The organism is Stenotrophomonas sp. Y-13 (assembly GCF_046267925.1).
GTDB classification, from domain to species: Bacteria; Pseudomonadota; Gammaproteobacteria; order Xanthomonadales; family Xanthomonadaceae; genus Stenotrophomonas; species Stenotrophomonas acidaminiphila_A.
The window spans coordinates 1,942,006-1,965,542 of the sequence record NZ_CP176501.1; the positions used below are offsets into that span (position 1 = coordinate 1,942,006).

Annotated in this window: 20 protein-coding genes; 12 read left to right on the forward strand and 8 right to left on the reverse strand. The window is 70.2% G+C overall.

All coding sequences use genetic code 11. The features are described from left to right. Positions 1-69: 69 nt before the first annotated feature. Both hutC and ACJ7VY_RS08830 read right to left on the reverse strand, forming a co-directional pair. The gene (gene hutC, locus ACJ7VY_RS08825; RefSeq protein WP_104938882.1) at positions 70-798 is read right to left on the reverse strand and encodes a histidine utilization repressor; all 729 of its coding nucleotides are present in this window, start codon (positions 796-798) and stop codon (positions 70-72) included. 19 nt (positions 799-817) lie between these two features. Further along, positions 818-2,188, reverse strand: coding sequence for a formimidoylglutamate deiminase (locus tag ACJ7VY_RS08830; protein ID WP_313248596.1), 1,371 nt, complete (start codon positions 2,186-2,188; stop codon positions 818-820). Positions 2,189-2,249: 61 nt separating this feature from the next. Here ACJ7VY_RS08830 and hutI point away from each other — a divergent pair, with 61 nt between their 5' ends. The 9 genes from hutI (at position 2,250) to ACJ7VY_RS08875 (ending at position 11,591) form a co-directional block, all read left to right on the forward strand. Next, positions 2,250-3,458, forward strand: coding sequence for an imidazolonepropionase (gene hutI / locus ACJ7VY_RS08835; protein WP_240212069.1), 1,209 nt, complete (start codon positions 2,250-2,252; stop codon positions 3,456-3,458). 123 nt (positions 3,459-3,581) lie between these two features. Beyond that, the gene (gene hutH / locus ACJ7VY_RS08840) at positions 3,582-5,123 is read left to right on the forward strand and encodes a histidine ammonia-lyase (protein WP_409475443.1); all 1,542 of its coding nucleotides are present in this window, start codon (positions 3,582-3,584) and stop codon (positions 5,121-5,123) included. Between the two features lie 237 nt (positions 5,124-5,360). Beyond that, on the forward strand, positions 5,361-6,209 hold the full coding sequence (hutG, locus tag ACJ7VY_RS08845; RefSeq protein ID WP_161615214.1) for an N-formylglutamate deformylase: 849 nt from the start codon (positions 5,361-5,363) through the stop codon (positions 6,207-6,209). After that, positions 6,206-7,876, forward strand: coding sequence for a urocanate hydratase (gene hutU, locus ACJ7VY_RS08850; protein WP_313248591.1), 1,671 nt, complete (start codon positions 6,206-6,208; stop codon positions 7,874-7,876). The genes hutG and hutU overlap by 4 nt, the downstream gene beginning before the upstream one ends. A gap of 216 nt (positions 7,877-8,092) precedes the next feature. Next, positions 8,093-9,619 (forward strand): serine hydrolase domain-containing protein, encoded by a 1,527-nt coding sequence (locus ACJ7VY_RS08855; RefSeq protein WP_313248589.1) that lies wholly within the window; start codon positions 8,093-8,095, stop codon positions 9,617-9,619. 75 nt (positions 9,620-9,694) lie between these two features. Next, positions 9,695-10,060, forward strand: coding sequence for a DUF6249 domain-containing protein (locus ACJ7VY_RS08860; protein WP_104938889.1), 366 nt, complete (start codon positions 9,695-9,697; stop codon positions 10,058-10,060). Next, a complete protein-coding gene (locus ACJ7VY_RS08865; protein WP_313248587.1) occupies positions 10,053-10,622 on the forward strand; it encodes a sigma-70 family RNA polymerase sigma factor in 570 nt (189 codons plus the stop codon). Before ACJ7VY_RS08860 ends, ACJ7VY_RS08865 begins: the two co-directional genes overlap by 8 nt. Then, positions 10,619-10,939, forward strand: coding sequence for a hypothetical protein (locus ACJ7VY_RS08870; protein ID WP_313248585.1), 321 nt, complete (start codon positions 10,619-10,621; stop codon positions 10,937-10,939). Before ACJ7VY_RS08865 ends, ACJ7VY_RS08870 begins: the two co-directional genes overlap by 4 nt. 145 nt (positions 10,940-11,084) lie before the next feature. Continuing rightward, on the forward strand, positions 11,085-11,591 hold the full coding sequence (locus ACJ7VY_RS08875) for an N-acetyltransferase (RefSeq protein WP_313248583.1): 507 nt from the start codon (positions 11,085-11,087) through the stop codon (positions 11,589-11,591). A 119-nt stretch (positions 11,592-11,710) separates the two neighbouring features. Here the strand turns inward: ACJ7VY_RS08875 and ACJ7VY_RS08880 are convergent, their stop codons facing one another. The 4 genes from ACJ7VY_RS08880 to ACJ7VY_RS08895 all read right to left on the reverse strand — a co-directional run bounded on the left by ACJ7VY_RS08880 (position 11,711) and on the right by ACJ7VY_RS08895 (position 17,662). Next, positions 11,711-12,412 carry a hypothetical protein gene (locus ACJ7VY_RS08880; protein WP_409476800.1) on the reverse strand — a complete coding sequence of 234 codons (702 nt, stop codon included), beginning with the start codon at positions 12,410-12,412 and terminating at the stop codon, positions 11,711-11,713. A 152-nt stretch (positions 12,413-12,564) separates the two neighbouring features. After that, a complete protein-coding gene (locus tag ACJ7VY_RS08885; protein ID WP_104938893.1) occupies positions 12,565-12,834 on the reverse strand; it encodes a hypothetical protein in 270 nt (89 codons plus the stop codon). Between the two features lie 572 nt (positions 12,835-13,406). After that, the gene (locus ACJ7VY_RS08890) at positions 13,407-14,672 is read right to left on the reverse strand and encodes a ferredoxin reductase family protein (protein WP_313248581.1); all 1,266 of its coding nucleotides are present in this window, start codon (positions 14,670-14,672) and stop codon (positions 13,407-13,409) included. Positions 14,673-15,178: 506 nt separating this feature from the next. Further along, positions 15,179-17,662 carry a prolyl oligopeptidase family serine peptidase gene (locus ACJ7VY_RS08895; protein WP_409475444.1) on the reverse strand — a complete coding sequence of 828 codons (2,484 nt, stop codon included), beginning with the start codon at positions 17,660-17,662 and terminating at the stop codon, positions 15,179-15,181. A 193-nt stretch (positions 17,663-17,855) separates the two neighbouring features. Here ACJ7VY_RS08895 and ACJ7VY_RS08900 point away from each other — a divergent pair, with 193 nt between their 5' ends. Beyond that, a complete protein-coding gene (locus ACJ7VY_RS08900) occupies positions 17,856-18,866 on the forward strand; it encodes a sensor domain-containing diguanylate cyclase (RefSeq protein WP_293763868.1) in 1,011 nt (336 codons plus the stop codon). 427 nt (positions 18,867-19,293) lie between these two features. Here the strand turns inward: ACJ7VY_RS08900 and ACJ7VY_RS08905 are convergent, their stop codons facing one another. Next, on the reverse strand, positions 19,294-19,992 hold the full coding sequence (locus tag ACJ7VY_RS08905; RefSeq protein ID WP_104938896.1) for an OmpA family protein: 699 nt from the start codon (positions 19,990-19,992) through the stop codon (positions 19,294-19,296). Between the two features lie 255 nt (positions 19,993-20,247). Further along, positions 20,248-20,691, reverse strand: coding sequence for a nuclear transport factor 2 family protein (locus tag ACJ7VY_RS08910; protein ID WP_312347521.1), 444 nt, complete (start codon positions 20,689-20,691; stop codon positions 20,248-20,250). 105 nt (positions 20,692-20,796) lie between these two features. Between ACJ7VY_RS08910 and ACJ7VY_RS08915 the strand changes: the two genes are divergently transcribed. After that, entirely contained in the window at positions 20,797-22,479 is a 1,683-nt protein-coding gene (locus ACJ7VY_RS08915) for a long-chain fatty acid--CoA ligase (RefSeq protein WP_104938898.1), read from the forward strand. Positions 22,480-22,637: 158 nt separating this feature from the next. Then, entirely contained in the window at positions 22,638-23,525 is an 888-nt protein-coding gene (locus tag ACJ7VY_RS08920) for a crotonase/enoyl-CoA hydratase family protein (protein ID WP_104938899.1), read from the forward strand. The last annotated feature ends 12 nt before the right edge of the window (positions 23,526-23,537 follow it).

Sequence of the window (23,537 nt, forward strand, 5' to 3'; positions counted from 1 at the left end):
CTCGCCCCGCATGGGCGGTACGGTGAAATCCGCATGCGGGGCAAGCCCCGCATCTACAACGGCGGCTGGTCAGCGGCCGCCCGGCGCGAAGCGCGCCACCAGGTCGTAGGCATCGCCGAGGAATTTCTGCCGTACCCAGGTGATGGGCATCTCGCCGCGCCAGGTCTGGCGGTCGATCACCAGGCAGGCGGTACCCACCGGCACCGCCAGCAGGGCGGCCTCGGCGGCGCTGGCGGCCACCGCGCTGATGCGGTGCTGGCCGCGTGTCCACGACACGTTCTGCAGCAGCCAGCTGCCCGGCGCATGGGTGGAAAAATCCACCGCCAGCGTTTCCGGGACGGCCTCGGGGTTGATCAGGCGCCGCTCCAGCGCCAGCGGGCGGTCGTCGGCCAGGTGCAGGCAGCGCATCGCCAGCAGCTCGCCCTCGCCCACCAGCCGCCCTTCCTCCGGCGCGGCGGCATCGGCGCGCCGTAGTTGCCGCTCCAGCAACCTGAAACCGTAGCGGTGGCCACGCTCGTTCACCGCCAGCGCGATGTCGGGGATCTCCAGCGCCACCTGCTCCAGGTGCGGCGGTTGCCGCGCGACGAAGGAGCCGGCGCGGCGGCGGCGTTCGATCATGCCACTCTCGGCCAGCGCGGTGAGCACCTTGTTCACCGTCATCCGCGAACAGTCATACTGCGCCATCAGCTCGTGTTCGTAGGGAATGCGGAAGCCCGGCGCCCACTCGCCGCTGAGGATGCGGCTTTCGATGTCGCCGCGGATGCGCTGGTTGAGGCTCGGCGCCTTCCTGTTCTTCACTCGTGATTCCTGCCTGGGGTCAGCCCAGTATCCGCTGCAACGCGACCCGATAGCGCGCGGCGATCGCATCGCGGTGCACATGGCGGCCGTCCCGCACCCACTGCCGGCCGCCGCGCCATACCGAACGCACCGCGCCGCCACGCGCGGCGAACACCCAGCTGTCCAGCAGCGCGTCGCCGGCGCGGCCCTGCAGCGACGCATGCGCGGTGTCGAGCTCGACCAGGTCCGCCGGCGCACCGAGTGCCAGGCCGGCAGCCACGCCCAGCGCCTGCGCGGCGCCTTCGTGCGCCTGCTGGTACAGCCAGCGGCCACTGGAAAGCGAACCCGGCGAAACCACGTTGCGCCCGCGCAGCGCCAGCCGCTGGCCGTACTCGAGCAGGCGCAGTTCCTCGGCCGCGTCGATCAGCACGTTGGAGTCCGAGCCCACGCCGAAGCGGCCGCCGTGGTGCACGAAATCGCGCATCGGGAACAGGCCGTCGCCGAGGTTGGCCTCGGTGACCGGGCACAGCCCGGCCACCGCGCCGCTGGCGGCGATATCACGCACCTCGTCCTGCTCCAGGTGGGTGGCGTGCACCAGGCACCAGCGCGTGTCCACCGGTGCATGCTGCAGCAGCCAGCGCACCGGGCGCTGGCCGCTCCATGCCAGGCAGGCCTCGACCTCGCGCACCTGCTCGGCGATATGGATGTGGATCGGCCCCGGCGCCAGCTCCACCAGCGCCTGCAGCTGCTGCGGGGTGCAGGCGCGCAGGCTGTGCGGCGCCAGCCCCAGCACCGCGTCGGGCAGCGGCCGCAGCGCCTGCCGGCAGTCGTCCAGCAGCGCCGCGAAGCCCTCGACGTCATGCAGGAACCGGCGCTGCGCCGGCAGTGGTGCGGCACCGCCGAAATCGCTGTGCGCGTAGAACACCGGCAGCAGGGTCAGGCCCAGCCCGGTATCGGACGCGGCCGCGGCGATGCGCGCGGCCATCTCCGCGTGCCGGGCATAGCGCTGGCCATCGGGCGCGTGGTGCAGGTAGTGGAACTCGCCGACCCGGGTGAACCCCGATTCCAGCATTTCCATGTAGGCCTGCGCAGCCACCGCCTGGCACTCATCCGGGCCCAGCCGGTCCAGGAAGCGGTACATCAGCTCGCGCCAGCTCCAGAAGCTGTCGCCCGCGCGACCACCAACCTCGGTCAGGCCGGCCATGGCGCGCTGGAAGGCGTGGCTGTGCAGGTTGCCCAGCCCCGGCACCACCACGCCCAGCGGCTGCGCGCCCGGCGCGGCCGGCGCATCGGCGGTCACCGACACGATGCGGCCCTGCGCGCATTCGATACTCACCGCCTGTGCCCAGCCCTGCGGCAGCAGGGCGTGCGCGGCGTGAAAACGGACCGGACTGGAAACCTCGTTCGCCATCACTGGACACTCTCCGTGGGTGGTGATTATTGTATATACAAATAAACGCGGAAGGGTGCTCATGCACTGCGATACGGTCTGGCACAACGCCCATCTGATGACGCTCGACGATGCCGCCGGCGGCCTTGGCATCGTGCGCGACGGCGTGGTCGCCGCCCGCGACGGGCGCATCGTGCATGTCGGCCCCGCCGCCGCCGCGCCGGCCTTCGACGCCGCCCGGCGCATCGACTGCGGCGCCCGCTGGCTGGGCCCCGGCCTGGTCGACTGCCATACCCACCTGGTCCATGCCGGCAACCGCGCCAACGAGTTCGAGCAGCGCCTGCAGGGCGTGAGCTATGCCGACATCGCCCGCGCCGGCGGCGGCATCGTCTCGACCGTGCGCGCCACCCGCGAAGCCGACGACGCCGCACTGCTGGCGGCCACCCTGCCACGGCTGGACGCGATGCTCGCCGAGGGCGTCACCACCGTCGAGATCAAGTCCGGCTATGGCTTGACCCTGGACGCCGAGCGCAAGCAGCTGCGCGTCGCCCGGCAGCTGCCGCAGCTGCGCCGGGTCGACGTGGTGACCACTTTCCTCGGCGCGCACGCGGTGCCGCCGGGCCGGCAGCCGCAGGAGTACATCGACGAGGTCTGCGAGGTGATGATTCCGGCCATCGCCGGCGACGGCCTGGCCGAAGCGGTGGACGTGTTCTGCGAGAACATCGCGTTCTCGCGCGAACAGGCCGCGCAGGTGTTCGAGGCCGCGCACCGCCACGGGCTGGCGGTGAAGATCCACGCCGAACAGCTGAGCAACCAGCATGGCGCCGAGCTGGCGGCACGGCATGGCGCGCTGTCGGCCGACCACATCGAGCACCTGGACGAAGCCGGGATCGCCGCGATGCGTGCGGCCGGCACCGTCGCGGTGCTGCTGCCGGGCGCGTTCTACTTCACCCGCGACACCACCGTGCCGCCGATCCAGAAACTGCGCCAGGCCGGCGTGCCGCTGGCGCTGGCCACCGACAGCAACCCCGGCACCTCGCCGCTGACCAGCCCGCTGCTGGCGATGAACATGGGCGCGACCCTGTTCCGCATGACCGTGGACGAATGCATCGCCGGCTTCACCCGCGAAGCGGCGCGCGCGCTCGGCCGCTTCCACCGCATCGGCCGGCTCGCCGCGGGCATGGACTGCGACCTTGCCATCTGGGACATCGACGCACCGGCCGACCTGGTCTACCGCATGGGCTTCAACCCGCTGCACGCGCGCGTGTTCCGCGGCGAACCGGCAGCGTAGGCCCCCGGCCCGCCCGGGGCTGCCTGCCGGCAGCCCCCATGCGCCGCGGCGCCGCACCCGCGGAACCCCAAAACCCGTGCGCGGCAAGCCCCGCACCAACCCTTGAGAACCTGGAGTAACCCGATGAATTCGCCCCTCACGCTTCGTCCTGGCCATGTTCCGCTGGCCCAGTGGCGCCAGATCCACCGCGGCGCCCGCGTGCGCCTGGACGCCGCGGCGCAGGCCGCGGTGCTGCGCAGCGCGCAGGCGGTGGACGCCATCGTCGCCCGGGGCGAGCCGGTGTATGGCATCAACACCGGCTTCGGCAAGCTGGCCAGCGTGCGCATCGAGCGCGACGACCTGGAAACCCTGCAGCGCAATATCGTGCTGTCGCACGCCGCCGGCGTCGGCGAGCCGATGCCCGCCGACGTGGTGCGGCTGATGATGGCGCTCAAGCTGACCAGCCTGGCGCAGGGCGCCTCGGGCATCCGCCCGCAGACCCTGGCGCTGCTGGAGGCACTGCTGCAACACGATTTCGTGCCGGTGGTGCCGTGCCAGGGCTCGGTCGGCGCGTCGGGCGACCTGGCGCCGCTGTCGCACCTGGCCGCGGTGATGATCGGCGTCGGCGAGGCCTTCGTCGATGGCGTGCGGATGCCCGCGGTCGATGCGCTTGCACGGATCGGCCAGGCGCCGCTGACGCTTGGCGCCAAGGAAGGCCTGGCGCTGCTCAACGGCACCCAGTACTCCACCGCCTATGCACTGGCCGGGCTGTTCGAGATCGAGACCGTGTTCCAGGCCGCGCTGGTCACCGGCGCGCTGTCGGTGGAAGCGGCCAAGGGCTCGGACACGCCGTTCGACCCGCGCATCCACCAGATCCGTGGCCAGCGCGGGCAGATCGCCACCGCCGCCGCGCTGCGCGCGCTGATGGCCGGCTCGGCCATCCGCGAATCGCACCGCGACAACGACGTGCGCGTGCAGGACCCGTACTGCCTGCGCTGCCAGCCGCAGGTGATGGGCGCGGCACTGGACGTGATGCGCCAGGCCGCGACCACGCTGGAGATCGAGGCCAACGGCGTATCCGACAACCCGCTGGTGTTCACCGATACCGGCGAAGCGCTGAGCGGCGGCAACTTCCATGCCGAGCCGGTGGCCTTCGCCGCGGACATGCTGGCGATGGCGGTGTGCGAGATCGGTTCGATCAGCGAACGCCGCACCGCGATGCTGGTCGACCCGGCGCTGAGCGGGCTGCCGGCGTTCCTGACCCCGAAGCCCGGCCTGAACTCGGGCTTCATGATCCCGCAGGTCACCGCCGCGGCGCTGGTGTCGGAGAACAAGCAGCGCGCCTACCCGGCCAGCGTCGATTCGATCCCGACCTCGGCCAACCAGGAGGACCACGTGTCGATGGCCGCGCACGGCGCGCGCCGCCTGCTGGCGATGGCGGAGAACGCCGCCAATGTCGTCGGCATCGAACTGCTGGCCGCCGCGCAGGGCTGCGATTTCCACGCCCCGCTGCGCTCCAGCGATGCGCTGGAAAACGTGCGCGCCAGCGTGCGCGCGCAGGTGCCCACCTTGCAGGACGACCGCTACTTCCACCCGGACATGGTGGCCGCCACCGCGCTGGTGCGCGCTGGCGCGCTCGCCCGCGGGTTGGAGGGCGTGCTGCCGCAGGTGGAGACGATGCAGTAAACGCCGGGCCCCTCTCCCATCAGGGTGGGAGGGGCTGCTTGCCGACCACCGGTTCGCCGTACTGCCAACGCCGCTGCGCCAGCGCGCCGGCCGCGGCGCGAGGCCGGGGCCGGGGAGCGAACGGAGCGCGGATGGTTCCGACATCGCCCGATCCGCCCGCCCCCAACCGGCGCGTCGCGCCACCTTCTCCCGCGGGAGAAGGCAACCGCCACCTCCCGCCAACGACAACGACATGCCATGAACTCCCATCCCGACTGGCTGCAGATCCACGAAGGCGATGCCCCGCTGATCGTCAGCTTCCCGCATACCGGCACCGGGCTGCCGGATGAACTCGCCGGCCATTTCGTGTCGCCGTGGCTGGCGCGGCGCGATGCCGACTGGTGGGTGCATGAGCTGTATGCCTTCGCCCGCGACCTGGGCGCCACCACCGTGCGCACCGCGGTCTCGCGCTCGGTGATCGACGTCAACCGCGACCCGTCCGGGGTTTCGCTGTACCCCGGCCAGAACACCACCGGGCTGTGCCCGACCACCACCTTCGACAACCAGCCGCTGTACCGCGCCGGCCACGAACCGGACGATGCGGAGATCGCGCGCCGCCGCGAAGCCTACTTCGCGCCCTATCACGCCGCGCTGGCCGCGCAGATCGCGCGCCTGCGCCAGCGCCACCCCACCGTGGTGGTCTACGACGCGCACTCGATCCGCTCGCGCATCCCGCACCTGTTCGACGGCGAGCTGCCGCAGTTCAACATCGGCAGCGCCGGCCCCACCGGCGAGCCCGACACGTCCTGCGACAACGCGCTGACCGACGTGGTCGAGAACCTGTGCGCGCTCAGCGGCCTGGGCCATGTACGCAACGGCCGCTTCAAGGGCGGCTGGATCACCCGCCACTACAGCGACATTCCCGGCGGCGTGCACACCCTGCAGATGGAACTGGGCTGCCGCGGCTACATGCACGAGCCCGCGCCCGCCGACGTGGACGAGCACAGCTGGCCCACGCCCTACGACCCCATCCACGCCACCGCGGTGCGCGACACCCTGCAACAGGTACTGCGCGCCTGCCTCGATTTCGCCCGGAGAGATGCATGAACACCCGTCACGACCCTTCCCGCAGCCCCCGCGCGCCGCGCGGCAACACGCTCAACTGCAAGTCCTGGCAGACGGAGGCGCCGTTCCGCATGCTGCAGAACAACCTCGACGCCGAGGTGGCCGAAGACCCGGCCTCGCTGGTGGTCTACGGCGGCATCGGCCGCGCCGCGCGCGACTGGGAGAGCTACGACAGGATCCTGGAAACGCTCAAGCGGCTGGACGACAACCAGACCCTGCTGGTGCAGTCGGGCAAGCCGGTCGGCGTGTTCCCCACCCACCCCGATGCGCCGCGCGTGCTGATCGCCAACTCCAACCTGGTGCCGCACTGGGCCAACTGGGAACACTTCAACGCGCTCGATAAGAAAGGCCTGATGATGTACGGCCAGATGACGGCCGGCTCGTGGATCTACATCGGCAGCCAGGGCATCGTGCAGGGCACCTACGAGACCTTCGTCGAGATGGGCCGCCAGCACTATGGCGGCAGCCTCGCCGGCAAGTGGATCCTCACCGCCGGCCTGGGCGGCATGGGCGGCGCGCAGCCGCTGGCCGCCTCGCTGGCCGGCGCCAGCAGTCTGACCATCGAATGCCGCCAGAGCAGCATCGACTTCCGCCTGCGCACCCGCTACGTGGACGAACAGGCCACCGACATCGACGACGCGCTGGCGCGCATCGCCAGGTACACGGCCGCCGGTGAAGCCAGGTCCATCGCCCTGCTCGGCAATGCCGCCGAGATCCTGCCCGAGCTGGTGCGCCGTGGCGTGCGCCCGGACTGCGTCACCGACCAGACCAGCGCCCACGACCCGGTGCACGGCTACCTGCCGATCGGCTGGAGCGTGGAGCAGTGGCTGGCCGAACAGAAGACCCACCCGGAGAAGGTACGCGATGCCGCCAAGGCGGCCATGCGCGTGCACGTGGAAGCCATGCTCGCCTTCCACGCGCAGGGCATCCCGACCGTCGACTACGGCAACAACATCCGCCAGATGGCGTTCGACGAAGGCCTGGAGAACGCGTTCGACTTCCCGGGCTTCGTGCCCGCCTACGTGCGCCCGCTGTTCTGCCGCGGCGTCGGCCCGTTCCGCTGGGTGGCGCTGTCCGGCGATCCGGAGGACATCTACCGTACCGATGCCAAGGTCAAGGAAATCATCGCCGACGACCCGCACCTGCACCGCTGGCTGGACATGGCGCGCGAGCGCATCAGCTTCCAGGGCCTGCCGGCGCGCATCTGCTGGGTCGGCCTGGGCCTGCGCCACAAGCTCGGCCTGGCCTTCAACGAAATGGTCCGCAACGGCGAACTGAAGGCACCGGTGGTGATCGGCCGCGATCACCTGGACAGCGGCAGCGTCGCCTCGCCCAACCGCGAGACCGAGGCGATGAAGGATGGCAGCGATGCGGTGTCCGACTGGCCGCTGCTCAACGCCATGCTCAACGTCGCCGGCGGCGCCACCTGGGTGAGCCTGCACCACGGCGGGGGCGTCGGCATGGGCTACAGCCAGCACTCCGGCGTGGTCATCGTCTGCGATGGCAGCGAAGCCGCCGACCGGCGCATCGCCCGCGTGCTGTGGAACGACCCGGGTACCGGGGTCATGCGCCACGCCGATGCCGGCTACGACATCGCCCTCGACTGCGCGAGGGAAAAGGGGCTGGACCTGCCGGGCATCCTCGGCTGATCCATCCGGCCACTGGCGCGCCCCGTTGCCGGGGCGCACCAGTGGCATGCCGACGGCGGCCCGGGGGCGGCGCCGGGATCGACCGCGCACCGGCCACGCCATCCGCCCGGTACCCGCCCACTTGCCGCCGCATCCGCAAAGCGGCTGAATCCAAACCGCGCACTTGCTGCATCCAAGCCATGAACCCGCCCGATGGCGGCATGACAGCGAGGACGCATGCACACCCACCGCCCCCTTTCCCGTCGCACGCGCCTGATCGGCCGGCGACTCGTCGCCGGCTGTCGCGCCGCGGCCCTGCTGGCGTTCGCCGGCCCCGCCCTGGCCGCCACCGATGCCCGCCCGACGCTGCCGGACACCGCCACGGGCCGCGTCGCCCGGCAACTGCTCCAGCAGGTGGACAGCGCCGCGCCGGCACAGCTCGAGCAATGGCTGCCGGGCATCCTGTCCGACACCATCGGCGATCAGGACAAGGCCGCGTTCGTCGCCGGGCTGGTCTCGGCCGCACGCGACGGCGGCGGACTGGAGGTGTCCGATGTGCGCACCGACGCGCGGCATCCCGGCGTACTTGGCGTCGCCGTCAAGGCACGCCGTGACGGCAGGCCGGCATTGCTGTGGTTGACCGGGGATCCGGACAACCCGGGACGGCTGTCCGAGGCGATGGCATTGCCGATGGACGATCCACGACTGTATGCCGGCTGGCCGACGCAGGGCGGCGCCACCGGGGCCGGCCTGACCCGCCTGCTGCGGGGCGCGCTCGACCGCCTCGCGCAGCACGAGGACTTTTCCGGCTGCCTGACCGTGCAGCAGGCCGGCAGCGTGGTGTTCGACGAATGCCGCGGCCTTGCAGAACGCAACTTCGGCGTGCCGGCCGATCACCGCACCCGCTTCCATATCGGCTCGATCAACAAGATGTTCACCGCCGTGGCCATCGCGCAGCTGGTGGAGGCCGGCAAGCTGTCGTGGGACGACACCCTGGCACAGCACCTGCCCGAGTATCCCGACCAGGCCAGTGCGCGCCGTATCACCCTGTGGCAATTGCTGCACCACACCGCAGGGCTCGGGGATTTCCTGGTACCGGAGTACTTCGCCGATTCGCGGCGTTTCGTTGATCCGGGTGACTACCTGGACCTGATCGCGCGGCAACCACGCGTCGCCGAGCCCGGTACCCGATGGAACTACAGCAACGCCGGCTACATGCTGCTCGGCCGCATCGTCGAAAAAACCTCCGCCGAGCCCTACGACCAGTACCTGCAGCGCAACGTCTTCGCCCCTGCGCAGATGCACGACAGTGGTTTCGACACGCTCGATGAAGTGGTGCCGCGGCTGGCGGTCGGCTACTACCGCGACGGGCTTTTCTCCAGCACCTGGAAAGCGGCCTGGCTCAAGCTCGGCTACAAGGGCGGCCCTGCCGGCGGGGGCTACTCCACGAACGCCGACCTGCTGCGGTTCGCAAAGGCGCTGCGTGCCGGCAAACTGGTCACGCCGGCGACCCTGGAACGGATGTTCGCCGACCCGGTGCCTGCCGGGCCCGGCGGCTATGCCGCCGGGTTTGGCGAACGGCTGTCGCACGGGCTGCATGTCCGCGGCCATGCCGGCGGCATCGAGGGCACCACGGCCAACCTGGCCATGGTCTGGGAAACCGGGGCAACCGTGGCACTGACCAGCAACCAGGGCGAGAGCCAGAACTGGATGCTCGCCGAACGCATCGCGGACCTGCTCGCGGCCAGCGCGCAGCCGCGCTGATCAGCCACCCCCGGATCTCCGTTCCGCCCGTTTCCGTCCTTACCCGCACCTGCCACCGCTACAAGGAGCCATACGATGGACTTTCTCCTCATTCCCCTGGTCGTGATGCTCGCGCCCGTGCTGATCGTGCTGATCGTGCTGCGCTACCGCTACCTGCAGACCCAGGCCCGGTACACCGCCCTGCTGGCGCTGGCCGACAAGGGCGTGGACCTGGGCTCGCAGTGGCTGCAGCCATCGGCGGCGGACGTCCAGCGGCGCCACGGGCTGGTCCTGGTCGGCGGCGGGCTCGGGCTGATGGCAATGTTCCTGGCCCTGCCCGGCGGGTTCGACAGCGGCCTGGCGGTCAGCCAGCTGTGGGGCATCGGCCTGCTGCCCCTGGCCACCGGCCTGGGGTACCTGGCCAGCGCCTACCTGGACCGCCGGGACGGCGTGCGTGGCTGACAATGCCGCGGCCGCGCGCGTGGACCAGGCCCTGGCCGCACGCGCCCGGCACGGCGACCGCCAGGCATTCGAGCAGCTGGTGCGACGGCACCAGGGCATGGTGCGCGCGCAGTTGCGGCGGCTGCTGCATGGCGACCATGCCCTGGCCGATGATCTGGCCCAGGAGACCTTTCTCCTGGCCTGGCGCAAGCTGGCCCAGTTCCGCGGCGATGCACAGTTCTCGACATGGTTGTACCGCATCGCCTACACCTGCTTCCTGCAGGCACGCCGCCAACCCACACAGCGCGAGCGCACGGAAGCGGAAGGCCTGGCGCTGCTGCAGGCACCGGCAGACGGCGTGGACCTGCAGGTGGACCTGCAGCGCTGTATGGGCCGCCTGTCCACTGCAGAACAGGCCGTGCTGCTGCATTGCGTGCAGATGGGCCTGAGCCATGACCAGGCGGCCTATGTGCTGGCGATGCCACTGGGCACGGTCAAGACCCACGCCCTGCGCGGCAAGGCCAAACTCAAGGCATGCCTGGCGGCGTGGCGCGCTGACGACAGCGAGGAAACACACCCATGAATGATCCACGACAACGCGACCTGGGCACGCTCCTGCGCCGCGAATTCGAAGGCCCGGTTGCGGACGACGGTTTCAGCGACCGGGTGATGCGACGGTTGCCGCCACGCCGCAGCCTCCGCTGGCCGCTGTGGCTGGGGCTTTCCATGGGCGCGGGTGCCGCGGGGTGGGCACTTGCGCAGACGCCCCTGCTACGCATCGGCTGGCAGGAGTGGCTCGCGGGCCAGTTCTCGGCTGCCGGTATCGGCATGTGGCTCATGTCGATGGGCATCGCCTGGCTGGTGGCCGCCTGGGCACTGTCGGCAGACGCGTCACGCTGAGCGCTGGCCAGCGGGTGGACACGGAATCGCCGCCACGGCACCCTGCCGCGATGTAAAGCCCTTGCCGACGGTACCCACGCGCATGCCTGCAGTGCCCTGCGCAACCGGAACGTCAGCCAGCGCGACTCATTCACCGGACCGCCCCATGAACCCGATCATCCGCGATGAAACGCCCGGCGACGTGGACGCCATCGCCCGCGTCACCGTGGCGGCGTTCGCCAACGCAGCGCATGCCAGCCACACCGAACAGTTCATCGTCGGTGCATTGCGCGAGGCCGGGCAGCTGTGCGTTTCACTGGTGGCGCTGGAGGGCGAGGACCTGGTCGGCCACGTCGCGCTGTCGCCGGTGACATTGTCCTCGGGCGACACCGGCTGGTATGGGCTGGGTCCGATCTCGGTGCGCCCGGACCGGCAGGGCCACGGCATCGGCGCGGCGCTGATGGCCGCAGCCATCCGGCGGCTGCAAACGATGGGCGGCGCCGGCTGCGTGCTGCTGGGCGATCCACGCTACTACGCGCGCTTCGGGTTCCGGGCGTGCCCACAACTGGTACTGCCGGGTGTCCCCGCGGCGTATTTCCAGGCCTTGCCGCTGGCCGGAGAAATACCCGTCGCCGAAGTGAGCTATCACCCGGCCTTCGAAGCCGTTGGCTGATGGCGCCGCGTGCACAGCGCCGGCGCGTGGAGGGTGTTCGTGGCGTGCGACCGGGGCATCGCCAGCGCTCCAGCGCGCGGCAGTGGCGGCACCCGCCGTCCGCGCAAGCCTGGCGCGCCTCAGTGGCTGGCGCGTCCGGTGTCCTTGCCGCCGCCCTGCGCAGCCGTGCGGCTTTGCGCGAACGCCGGGAACGTCTTGGCCAGCGGTTCCTTGTCCGGGAGGATGTAGAACACGCCGCCGCGCTCGAACGTCTGGCGCACGACCTGCTCGTAGAACGCCGGCGAGACGTTGATGCAGCCATGGGTAATGCGGTTGTCGTCCGGTGTCGGCGAGGCGAGCCGTTCCGGGCGGCGTTCGGCGGGCACGCCGGTGGCGGTCGGATGGATCGATACCGCAGAGTCGTAGTCCACCCACAGCACGCGGCCCGCATCCAGCGAGGGACCGTAGCCGCCGACGAAGCGGCCGGCGGGCGTGGTGCGGTCGCGGCCGGGGATTTCGCGCAGCGCCAGCCCGGCGATGCCCGGGGCGATGTGGTCGCCGACCGCCGAGCCGAACAGCGCAGGCGCCGCGCCGCGCAGCCGGCCGTCACCCCCAAACACCAGGATCTGCGCCGCAGCCTTGTCCATGATCGCGAACGGATAGCCTTCGGTGTCGCGGGTGGCCACCACCCAGCCAGCCAGCGCGATCACCGTATCGGACACTTCCTGCCCCGGCGGCAGCTCATCGACGGCGGCCGCGGCCACGCCGGCGGTGTCTTGGGCGCCGGTCGTGTCCTGGGCGCTGGCCGTGGCGACGCCGGCGCAGGCCAGGGCGAGGGCCAGCGCGCTCGCGCGGAAGGCGCGGATTGCAGCGTGTCGGTACATGCGGAAGGGGCTCTCCCTGGATACGTCGAGCGCGTGGGGAAGCGGATCCAGTGGCCGTGACCGGCCACCGGAACCGGGTTCATGGATGCACCACGCCGGGTGCGAAACGATCAACCACGCGCGGCGCGGCGCGGGGCGGTTTCAAGCTGCTGGACGCGGCCTTCGATCTGGTCCAGGCGCTGGTTGGCGCGCTGCGCGGACTGGTTGGCCGATTCGGCACTCTGCGCCGCACCCTGCACTTTCGCGTCGAGCTGGTCGAGGCGGCTGTTGATGTTGGCGAACTCGTTCTTGTAGGTCGCGCAGGCGCCAAGGCCGAGGGTGGCGACGAGTGCGACACCCAGCATGCCTGCGCTCTTGAGATGTTGTCGGGTCATGAACATTCCACTCCTGCTTCGTCGGGGGAGCCTGGAATATAGCGGCCTTTTCATGGATGCAATGACCACGCCTTCAGCTGATGTTGGTACACGTGGATGGCCCGTGAAGATGCGGAAACAGGCTGGATTCATGCTTTCAATCCGGCAATTCACCGTGCAATGCGCAGCATCCCGACACGCCATCACGAACCTGTCTGAGGCGATTGCGGGCGATGAAAGAACCGGTATCCGGTATCGATCGCGCGTACTTGTGCAGATGCCGGCAGTGCACCGGCAAGGCTGGTTACCCGCACGCCACCGGGCATGAGATGTCCAACGCGCACATCGCATTCTTTCCGGGTTTGTGCGCCCGGCGACACGACGTTCGATGCCGGCCGGCATCAGAGCGAACGGACGACTGCACGCAGCCGCCCTCATCGTTCGCCGGATGTGGCCCCGCCGGCCAACACCTGCGGGGTGCGGCCAGGCATGGGGCAATCGTTCCGCCATTGCATCGGCCACCGCTCCGTCCAGAGAACCAACACTTCGTTGCCGTCATGCCCTCCGCGCGTGCGCCCTGCCCGGCGCTGCTGGCGGCATCAACGGAACTCGAACAGTTCGCGGTGCAGGCGGTCTTCCGGTACCCCGGTTTCGCGCATCAGCTGGCGTACCTGCTTCAGCAGTCCGCCCGGACCGCAGAAATGGATGCTCGGCGCCGATGCCCCGCTCTCCTCGACCAACCGGGTGAAGCGACTGCGGAACCCGGCATCGCCCGGGCCGGTGGCGATCTCGACCAGCTCGACCCCGCGCCGCGCGGCCAGGCCCTGCAGGTCCAGCACCTCGGGAAGCTCGCGTCCGGGGGTGTAGAAGTGGAAGAAGGTCACCCGCTCCAGCCCCACCGCATCGGCATCCTGCAGCCAGGAGATGAACGGCGTCACGCCGACACCGCCGGCGATCCAGATTTCCCGGCCATCGTCCGGCGCCCGCAGGAAACGCCCGAACGGCGCATACACCTCGGCCAGCAGGCCCGGCCTGGCCTCGCGCACCAGGCGCTCGGTGTAGTCGCCCAGCGCACGCACCATGAAAGCGATGCCTCCATCGGTGCGTCCGGCGCTGGCAATGGTGAAAGGGTGCGGCTCGCGCAGGCCGTCGTGCTCGAACGACAGGAACGCGAACTGGCCGGGCTGGAACGGAATCCCCCTGCCCTCCGGCCGCAGCTGCAGGTAGACCGCATTGCCGGTCGAGGACACCGCATCCAGCCGGTAGCGCGCGTGCCGCGACCACAGCGGATACAACAGCAGCTTGTAGAACGCCGCCGCCACGCCGAGCAGCGACAGCAGCGCCAGCCACACGCCGGCCGGGCTGCCCAGCACGATGGGCGACTTGAAGCTGAGCCAGTGCGCGATCACGACCAGGAACAGCGGCCCGGACAGCCTGTGCCACCAGCGCCAGCTGCGATACGGGATCTTGCGGTTCAGTGCCAGCAGTACGATCAGCATGATCGCCACGAAGCTGAGCTGGCGGACCAGGCGCGTCACTGGCCCTGGCAGCGCCAGGATCGGCGCCACCTCCCACGCCTGCGCACCCGCCTTGAAGACCAGGTGTATCGAGGCGAACACCAGCGCCCACACACCCAGCCACTTGTGCGTCTCGTACACGCGGTCCAGGCCATCGAACAGCGACTCGACGATCTTCCAGCGCGCGCCAAGCACCGCGGCCAGTGCCATCAGCGAAACCGCGGTGACGCCCGAGCCCAGGCTGAGCATGGCCGTTGTCGGCCAGGTGCTGCGCGGAACCGCCAGTGCCGGCAACAGGAATCCGGCCAACACCACCGGAATGATCAGTGAACGCGAACCCAGCCGCATGCCGAACCCCGCCATCGTGAAGGGACGACACGAGTATGAACCGCCGGCCGCTCGATCGAAGTGATCCGAATCAATCAATCGCGGCGAGCAACGCTGCGCCGCGCACCGCCGCTGCCGACCACGATGGGACCGCCACGGTGCGCGACCGTGCCATTGACCATCCGGCGATGCTGCGTTCCCCAGCCATGCGGACATCCACCACCCCGTGCCGGGGATTGGCACCCTGGCATGGCGCGCGACCGGCACCTTGTGTGGACGTGCTGATGAAGCAGCCGGCCTTCCCACTGCCCGTCACCGTCACGGGGCTGCGCACCGGCATGGCGGTGGTCCCCAGTCGCGTCCGGGGCTGCCAGCCCCAGCTCCAGCATGGATACGGGCAGCCGACAGCCAAGGCGAATGCGGAATCCCGAGGTGCAGGCCACGCGCGTGGCTGGCACGGCTTCTCGGTACGCGGGACAGGAGCCCGCGTGCACGGGCTTCCCGTAGCGCAGTATCCGCCGGGCGGCTTACTTGTCCGCGGCCGCCTGTGCCGGTGCGTTCTTCACGTAGCGGTCGAACCAGGCCAGCATTTCCGCCACCAGCTGCGCGTTGGATTCCAGCGCGGTGTACCAGTGCGGCTCGTGCGGCAGCATCACCAGGCGGGTGGTGCCGCCATTGCCACGGATCGCCTGGTAGAGCTTGCGCGACTGGAACGGCTCGGTGCCGGGGTTGGCGTCGTCCTCGCCGTGCACCAGCAGCAGCGGCAGCTTGATCCTGTCGGCATAGAAGTACGGCGAGGCCTTCAGGTACACATCCTGCGCCTGCCACACCGAGCGGCGCTCGTTCTGGAAGCCGAACGGGGTGAAGGTCTTGTTGTACGAGCCGCTGGTGGCCACGCCGGCCTTGAACAGGTCGGTGTGGGCGATCAGGTTGGCGGTCATCAGCCCGCCGTGGCTGTGCCCGGTGACACCGATGCGGTTGCGGTCCACCACGCCCAGCTCGACGGCCTTGTCCACCGCGGCCCTGGCGTCGGCGGTGAGCTGCTCCAGGTAGGTGTCGTAGGCCGTCTTCGGGTCGCCGACGATGGGGAACGAGGCATTGTCGATGATCGCGTAGCCGGCCAGCAGCATCAGCCGGTAGGGCGCCAGGCGGGTGAAGGTCTGCTGCGAGCCGGACACCTGCCCGGCCTGCGCGCTGCTGGCGAAATCGGCTGGATAGGCATACAGGATGGCCGGCAGGCGCTGCCCTTCCTTGTAACCCGGCGGGGTGTACAGGGTGAAGGACAGGTCGACGCCGTCGGCACGCTTGTAGGTGACCAGCCGCTTCTGGATCTGCCGCACTTCCGGGGTGGGGTCGGCGACCTGGGTCAGCCGGCGGCCTTCGGCGGCGTACTGGGCCTCGCCGTCGCGGGCCGTGGCAGCGCGCGCCCCCAGCTCGCGCAGCCAGGCATTGGGCGGATCGATCACCGACTGGTGCCAGGTGAGGTAGCGGCCCGGTTCGGCGGTGAAGCCGAGGAACTGGTCGTAGGCATCGGCCGCACTGCGGAAAAGGCGCTCGCTCTTGAGCGTGGCCAGGTCCAGGCGGTCGAGGAACGGGCGGTCGCCCTGCGGCGAACTGCCCTGCCCGCGCAGGAATACCTTGCCGTCCTCCTCGCGCACCACCACCGCGCCGTTGCCCAGGCGCTGGTAGACGAAGCTGCCGGGGTCGGCATACAGCTCATCGCTGGACAGGTCCCACAGCAGGCGCGCGGCCTGCTTGGGGTCGTCGATGTCGACGATGCGGGTCTGCCGCCAATGACGGTTCTCGTCGTACTCGTTGAGGAAGCTGCGCTGCGGCTGCGCGGTCCAGTCGAAGCCGGCGTAGCGCTGGTTGGTGCGGGCGATTTCGCGCGGCGGGTCGGTGAACGGCGCCGACTGCAGCATCAGCCGGTCGCGCTGCGGCACGCTGACATTCCAGTCGCCCTTGTCCAGCGCCTCGGCCCACACCAGGGTGGCCGGGTCGGTCGCGCGCCAGTCGAAATCACGCGGCCCCTCCGGCACGCCGTGCACCGGCACGCGCTCGGCCAACGGCAGCGAGGCGATGCGGGTGCGCTTGCCGGTGGTCACGTCCAGCACGTCCACGTCGTAGCCGAAGCGCTGGTAGGTGACCGCGTGCGAGAACGGCGGCTTGAGGGTCTGGGTGAGCACATGCACGCCGTCGGGCGCGCCGTTGACGCCGTTGTACAGCTGCGGCGCGCCCACCGCGCGGACCTCGCCGGAGCCGACCTCGACCACCGCCAGCTGCGACAGGCCGTAGTAGGCGAACAGGCGTTCGTCATGGGCGCTGGCCAGGGTGTCGCGGGTTTCGTAGGTGCTGCTCTCGCCCTTGGCACCGAGCGATTCCTGTACGTCCGGGCCGTACACGTCGTCACCGGCGGGCGCCGGCCCCAGCTCGGCCGGCACCAGCTTGACCAGCAGGCGGCTGCCGCCGTCCAGCCACTGCACGGTACTGCCGAACATGGGGTTCAGGCGCACGCCGGGCACCAGCCGGACCTGGCCGCTGGCGGCATCGCCCACCCACAGCTGCACCGCGTCGGCGACCACGTTCTGGAAGGCGAAGCGGCGGCCATCCGGCGACCACAGCGCCCCGCCGGCACAGGCGTCGTCCGGCAGCGGCACGCGGGTGTGTTCGCCGGTGGCGATATCGACCAGGGTGAAGTCGGCCACGCAGGCGGGGATGCCGTAGCCGCCCGGGGTATCGTGGCGGCTGCGGTTGCCGGGCTCCAGGCGCAGCCCGGCCAGCTTCAGGTACGGCCGGGCGACGCGGCCGATCGATGGATAGGTCTGGCTGGTGGTCAGCAGCAGGCGCCGGCCGGTAGGGTCGACGCTGGGCATCGGCGGTGGCGGCGCCGTCAATACCTTCAACAGTTCGGCCGGTGGCTTGGCGTATTCGGCATGCGCGGGCATGCTGGGCAACACGGCGGCAGCGGCCGCGGCCAGTGCCGCGGACCAGGCGGTGAAACGGATGCTCATGGTGTCCCTCATGCGCTGGAATGGTGCCGGCCCGGATGCTGGCGGCAACCGAATCTAGCACCGCCGGGGGAGCGGCCGGATGGGCCGGAAGCAAGGGGTGGGCGCCACCACCCCGCCGCTGCCGCGGCGGGCGGCCGAAGATGCGTACTGGGTGAGAGAACGACAGCGCCATACTTGCTATGTTGCCAAGGCCATGAAACCCGCCGCCGGATCGCCGACGCCCTCTTCGCTGCCGCGTGAGCTGCGCAGTGCCCCGCTGCGCACCATTGCCCCGGTCGCCGCCCTGGCGCTGCTGGCGTTCGCCGGCTGGCTGGCGTGGCAGCGGCTGCCGCTGCAGGCACTTGCGGCGCTGGCCTGCGCGGTGCCGGCGGTGGTCGCCACCTGGCTGGTGCACAAGCGCGCGGCGCAGCTGTCCAGCGCCGGCCTGCTGCTGTGCCTGGTGAACGTGGCCGGCTGTCTGCTGGCCGCCGGCGAACTGGGCCACCGCGCCCTGCCGTGGTCGCTGCTGACGCTGATGGCCAACTTCTTCCTGGTGCACAACCGCATCGCCACGCCGGCGAACCTGCTGCTGGTGGCCGGGCTGCTGCTGATCCCCGGCGTGCTGCGCAGACCGGCGCTGGACCTGCAGGCGCTGGTGGTGATGGCGCTCATCCTGGGGTTCGGTTTCCGCTTCTCGCGGCGACTGCAGGGCGACCGCACGCGGCTGGAACAGCTCGCGTCGCTGGACGAGCTGACCGGGCTGCCGAACCGCCGCGCGCTGGAAAAGACCCTGGTGCAGCAGATCGGCAGCGCCCGCAACGGGCGTTTCCGGCATGCGCTGGTGATCCTGGACATCGACCATTTCAAGGACGTCAACGACCACTACGGGCACACCGCCGGCGACAACGCGCTGGTCGAGCTGGCGGCGATCCTGCGGCTGGAGCTGCGCGAGCAGGACAAGGTGTTCCGCTTCGGCGGCGAGGAGTTCGTGATCCTGGCCGAGGCCGGCAGCCGCGAGTCGCTGGCCAGCTTCACCGAGCGGGTGCGCGAATCCGTGCAGCAGTTGCTGCACGGCCCGGGCGGCGGCATCACCATCTCGCTCGGTGCGGCCATGTATGCCGGCGAGCAGTACTGGCAGGACTGGTTCTCGCGCGCCGACGCGGCGCTGTACCTGGCCAAGGGCAACGGCCGCAACAGCGTGGTGATCGCCGACGACCCGGGCTGAAGCCGGCAGCACGACCGGCGGGAAGGGAATGGGCCGCGTGCACCGCGCGTCCGGGGCGGCGGCTACGCCGCCGGTCACGACCGCAGTGGAATGAGGCGGCTCCGGACGCGACGCTCCCGTGCACGGCCTGCGGCGGTGGTGTTGACCGCAGGGTGATTCCCGGCGACGGCCGGAAGTGGAACCGGCGGCGCGAACCGCGAAAAGCGGAAGCGCCGCATACGCGGCGCTTCCGGGGGGTACTACGCGCCGGTCACGACCACAGTGGAATGACGCGGCTCCCGACGTGGCGCTCCCGTGCACGGCCTGCAGCGGTGGCGTTGACCGCAGGATGATTCCCGGCAAGGGCCGGAGGTGGAACCGGCGACGCGAACCGCGAAAAGCGGAAGCGCCGCATGTGCGGCGCTTCCGGGGGGGTACTACGCGCCGCTCACGAGCGCAGCGGAATGACGCGGATCTCGACGCGGCGGTTCTGCGCGCGGCCGGCATCGGTGTCGTTGCTGGCGATCGGGTAGTTCTTGCCGGCGCCCAGGGTCTCGATGCGCTCGCGCTGCACGCCCTGCGCGGCGAGGTAGGCGGCCACGGCGTCGGCGCGTTCCTTGGAGATGCGGTTGTTGACCGCGTCGCTGCCGATGCTGTCGGTGTGGCCGACCACTTCGATCATGGTCTGGTTGTATTCGGCCAGGGTCGCCGCGACACCGTTGAGGGCGCCGTAGAACTGCGGCTTGAGCGTGGTCTTGTTGAAATCGAAGGTGATGCCGTCGGGCAGGTTCAGGGTGATGTTGTCGCCCTGCCGCTGCACGTCGATGCCGGTGTTGGCGGTGCGCTCGCGCAGGGCGCGCTCCTGGCGGTCCTGGTAGTTGCCGATGGCGGCACCGGACAGCGCGCCGATGCCGGCGCCGACCATGGCGCGCTGGCGGCGCTCGGTGGCGTTGTCGCCGCTGAGCAGGCCCGCGGCCACGCCGATGGCGGTACCGATCAGCGCGCCCTTGCCGGTGCGGTTCTGCTGCTGGGTGGGGTTGCCGTACGGATCACTCTGCACATAGGAGCCGCCGGTGGCGCAGGCCGACAGCACGGCGGCGGTCACCAGGCCGATGGAAAGGTTGCGGATAACGGTGCGGGTGGTCATCGGGGAATCTCCGTCTGGTGCCGGCCGTGCCGGCGTGGATTGCGCGGGCAGCATAAACAGCCAGGCGCGAGTGGCGGATGACGAAACCACGCGGCCACCGGGCTCCATTCAGGTACCTGTCCAGGATTGCAATCGTGGCGACCCGGGCCTTCCCCGCCCCATGCGCAGGCGTCGCCGGCAGGCGCCGGGCATGCGGGTGCCCCCGCGAGTGCTCCGGCGGCCAGCGACGCGGCCGAGCGGCGACGCCCGCCGATGCTAGTCCACCGCCGGCGACCAGCTGGCGCCGTAGAGCTGCCACTGCCCGTCGACCTGCCGCCAGTGGCTGGTGACCTGCTGCAGCTGCCCGCGCTCGGGCAGGAAGCGGCCGTCGCCCCCGGTGAGCAGCACGCTGAAGCGGACGGTCGCGGTATCCCCCTGCCCCATCTCGACCCGCAGCGGGCCGGTGCGCGCGCCGACCCGGGCGTTGAGCAGCAGTTGCGCGCGCAGCAGCCGGTCCAGGCCAGCGCGGTCCAGGGTGTCATTGCCGATGAAGTCGGCGGCGACGTACGCCATGAAATCGCGCGGTTCGCCCTGTTCCACCGCGGCCTGCATCCGCGCCACGGTGTCGCGCAGGCGCTGCTCCGGCGCCTGCCGCGTGCAGGCGCACAGCACCAGCACGATCAGCGCAATACGCACGCAGTTGAAGACCGTTCGGATCATCGCTCCCTTCGCCTTTTCCATTCTGGACGGTATGCTGCGGCAACGGCCACCGTCGGCGCATGGCCGCCATACCAACTAGACCACAACCATTTCCTGGAGGGGAAGATGAATCAGGAACGTCCCTGGCTGCAGAGTTATCCCGCCGGCGTGCCGGCCGAGATCGACGTCGATGAATTCCGCTCCGTGGCCGCGGTGTTCGATGCCTCCGTAGCCAAGTTCCGTGACCGTCCCGCCTACTCCAACTTCGGCAAGGTGCTGACCTACGGGCAGGCCGATGCCCTGGTGACCCAGTTCGCCGCCTACCTGCTGGGCGAGCTGCAGCTGAAGAAGGGCGACCGCGTGGCGGTGATGATGCCCAACTGCCTGCAGTACCCGATCGCCACCTTCGGCATCCTGCGCGCGGGCCTGACGGTGGTGAACGTCAACCCGCTGTACACCCCGCGCGAGCTGAAGCACCAGCTGGTCGATTCCGGCGCCTCGGCGCTGGTGGTGGTGGACAATTTCGGCGACACGGTGCAGCAGGTGATCGCCGACACGCCGGTCAGGCAGGTGATCACCACCGGGCTGGGCGACATGCTCGGCTTCCCCAAGGGCGCGATCGTCAATTTCGTGCTCAAGTACGTCAAGAAGATGGTGCCCGACTACCGCATCAAGGGCACGATCCGCTTCCGCGAGGCGCTGCGCCTGGGTGCGCGCCACCCCATGCCGCCGGTGGAGATCAGCCACGACGACATCGCCTTCCTGCAGTACACCGGCGGCACCACCGGGGTGGCCAAGGGCGCCATGCTGACCCACCGCAACCTGGTGGCGAACATGCAGCAGGCGTCGGCATGGATCTCCGCCTCGGGGGTCAAGCCCGGCGAGGAGGTGATCATCACCGCGCTGCCGCTGTACCACATCTTCGCGCTGACGGCCAACGGCCTGGTCTTCATGAAGCTGGGCGGCCTGAACCACCTGATCACCAACCCGCGCGACATGAAGGGCTTCGTCAAGGAGCTGCGCAACAACCGCTTCACCGCCATCACCGGCGTCAACACGCTGTTCAACGGCCTGCTCAACACGCCCGGCTTCGAGGATGTGGACTTCTCCTCGCTCAAGGTCACCCTGGGCGGCGGCATGGCGGTGCAGCGGGCGGTGGCCGAACGCTGGAAGAAGATCACCGGCACCACCCTGGTGGAGGCCTACGGCCTGACCGAGACCTCGCCGGCGGCCTGCATCAACCCGCTGGACCTGGCCGAGTACAACGGCGCCATCGGCCTGCCGATTCCGTCCACCGACGCCTGCGTGAAGGACGATGACGGCAACATGCTCGCGGTCGGCGAGGTCGGCGAGCTGTGCATCCGCGGCCCGCAGGTGATGAAGGGCTACTGGCACCGCCCTGACGAGACCGCCAAGGCGATGGACGCCGGCGGCTGGCTGCATACCGGCGACATGGCGCGCATGGACGAGAAGGGCTTCTTCTACATCGTCGACCGCAAGAAGGACATGATCCTGGTGTCCGGCTTCAACGTGTACCCGAACGAGGTCGAGGACGTCATCGCGATGATGCCCGGCGTGCTGGAAGTGGCCGCGGTCGGCGTGCCGAACGAGAAATCCGGCGAGGTGGTCAAGGTGGTCATCGTCAAGAAGGACCCGAACCTGACCGAGGAGCAGGTCAAGGAGTTCGCCCGCGCCAACCTGACCGGCTACAAGCACCCGCGCATCGTCGAGTTCCGCAAGGAGCTGCCCAAGACCAACGTCGGCAAGATCCTGCGCCGCGAACTGCGCGACGCCCCGCCGGCCGGCTGAAGCCCGCCTGTCCAGCCGTGCCCCTGAAGGCCCCGCCGGCCCCCGGCGGGGCCTTTGCGCATGCGCCGGACCATGGCGCGTGTAGGATCGCGGAGTGCCAGCGTCCGGCCCGCCGCCCACGCTTCCGATTCTGCGGGCCTCCTGCAAGGACCCAGCCCATGAACGCGATCGAACTGTTGCCCGTCGGCACCCCCGCCACCGACTACGCCACCCCCTACTCCACCATCCGCGTGCACGACGACGCGGTCGGCGACGTGCATTGGCTGCACATGCACGCCGACGCCGGCCCCGGCGTGCGCCCCTGCTTCCGCAAGCCGCTGATGACCGAGATGCACGCCTACCTGGACGGCATCACTGGCGACCCGCAGGCCCGTCCCGGGCGCCTGCGCCACCTGGTGCTGGCGTCGGCGGCCGACGCCTTCAACCTCGGCGGCGACCTGGACGTGTTCTCCGCGCTGATCCGCGCGTGCGACGGCGACGGCCTGCTGCGCTACGCGCGCAGCTGCGTCGACGGCGTGTACCGTTTCCATGCCGGACTGGACGGCAGCTTCCGCACCATCGCCCTGCTGCAGGGCGATGCGCTCGGCGGCGGCCTGGAGATGGCCCTGTCCTGCCACACCATCGTCGCCGAGGAAGGCGTCGGCATGGGCCTGCCCGAAGTGCTGTTCGGCCTGTTCCCGGGCATGGGCGCCTACAACTTCCTGAGCCGGCGGGTGTCGCCGCAGCTGGCCGAGCGCATCATCCTCGAGGGCCGTGTGTACAGCGCCGAGGAAATGCATGCCATGGGCGTGGTCGACATCCTGGTGCCGCGCGGCCACGGCGAACAGGCGGTCAACGACCTGATCCGGCAGCAGCAGCGCATCCCGCAGTCGTACCTGGCGATGAACGCGGTACGGGGCATTTCCAACCGGGTCGACTACCAGGAGCTGATGGACATCACCCGGGTCTGGGTGGATGCGGCGCTGGCGCTGGACGAGAAGTCGCTGCGCACCATGGACCGGCTGGTCAAGGCGCAGACCCGCCGCAGCGGCCAGGTGCGGGGTTGAACCGCACCGGGA

What these genes read in the sequence shown, in the direction of transcription:
- ACJ7VY_RS08905 (WP_104938896.1), bottom strand. Translation starts at nt 19,992, where the DNA reads ATGACCACCCGCACCGTTATCCGCAACCTTTCCATCGGCCTGGTGACC.
- hutH (WP_409475443.1), top strand. Translation starts at nt 3,582, where the DNA reads ATGAATTCGCCCCTCACGCTTCGTCCTGGCCATGTTCCGCTGGCCCAG.
- ACJ7VY_RS08920 (WP_104938899.1), top strand. Translation starts at nt 22,638, where the DNA reads ATGAACGCGATCGAACTGTTGCCCGTCGGCACCCCCGCCACCGACTAC.
- hutU (WP_313248591.1), top strand. Translation starts at nt 6,206, where the DNA reads ATGAACACCCGTCACGACCCTTCCCGCAGCCCCCGCGCGCCGCGCGGC.
- hutI (WP_240212069.1), top strand. Translation starts at nt 2,250, where the DNA reads ATGCACTGCGATACGGTCTGGCACAACGCCCATCTGATGACGCTCGAC.
- ACJ7VY_RS08895 (WP_409475444.1), bottom strand. Translation starts at nt 17,662, where the DNA reads ATGAGCATCCGTTTCACCGCCTGGTCCGCGGCACTGGCCGCGGCCGCT.
- ACJ7VY_RS08885 (WP_104938893.1), bottom strand. Translation starts at nt 12,834, where the DNA reads ATGTTCATGACCCGACAACATCTCAAGAGCGCAGGCATGCTGGGTGTC.
- hutG (WP_161615214.1), top strand. Translation starts at nt 5,361, where the DNA reads ATGAACTCCCATCCCGACTGGCTGCAGATCCACGAAGGCGATGCCCCG.
- ACJ7VY_RS08855 (WP_313248589.1), top strand. Translation starts at nt 8,093, where the DNA reads ATGCACACCCACCGCCCCCTTTCCCGTCGCACGCGCCTGATCGGCCGG.
- ACJ7VY_RS08910 (WP_312347521.1), bottom strand. Translation starts at nt 20,691, where the DNA reads ATGATCCGAACGGTCTTCAACTGCGTGCGTATTGCGCTGATCGTGCTG.
- ACJ7VY_RS08900 (WP_293763868.1), top strand. Translation starts at nt 17,856, where the DNA reads ATGAAACCCGCCGCCGGATCGCCGACGCCCTCTTCGCTGCCGCGTGAG.
- ACJ7VY_RS08890 (WP_313248581.1), bottom strand. Translation starts at nt 14,672, where the DNA reads ATGCGGCTGGGTTCGCGTTCACTGATCATTCCGGTGGTGTTGGCCGGA.
- ACJ7VY_RS08875 (WP_313248583.1), top strand. Translation starts at nt 11,085, where the DNA reads ATGAACCCGATCATCCGCGATGAAACGCCCGGCGACGTGGACGCCATC.
- ACJ7VY_RS08830 (WP_313248596.1), bottom strand. Translation starts at nt 2,188, where the DNA reads ATGGCGAACGAGGTTTCCAGTCCGGTCCGTTTTCACGCCGCGCACGCC.
- ACJ7VY_RS08870 (WP_313248585.1), top strand. Translation starts at nt 10,619, where the DNA reads ATGAATGATCCACGACAACGCGACCTGGGCACGCTCCTGCGCCGCGAA.
- ACJ7VY_RS08860 (WP_104938889.1), top strand. Translation starts at nt 9,695, where the DNA reads ATGGACTTTCTCCTCATTCCCCTGGTCGTGATGCTCGCGCCCGTGCTG.
- ACJ7VY_RS08915 (WP_104938898.1), top strand. Translation starts at nt 20,797, where the DNA reads ATGAATCAGGAACGTCCCTGGCTGCAGAGTTATCCCGCCGGCGTGCCG.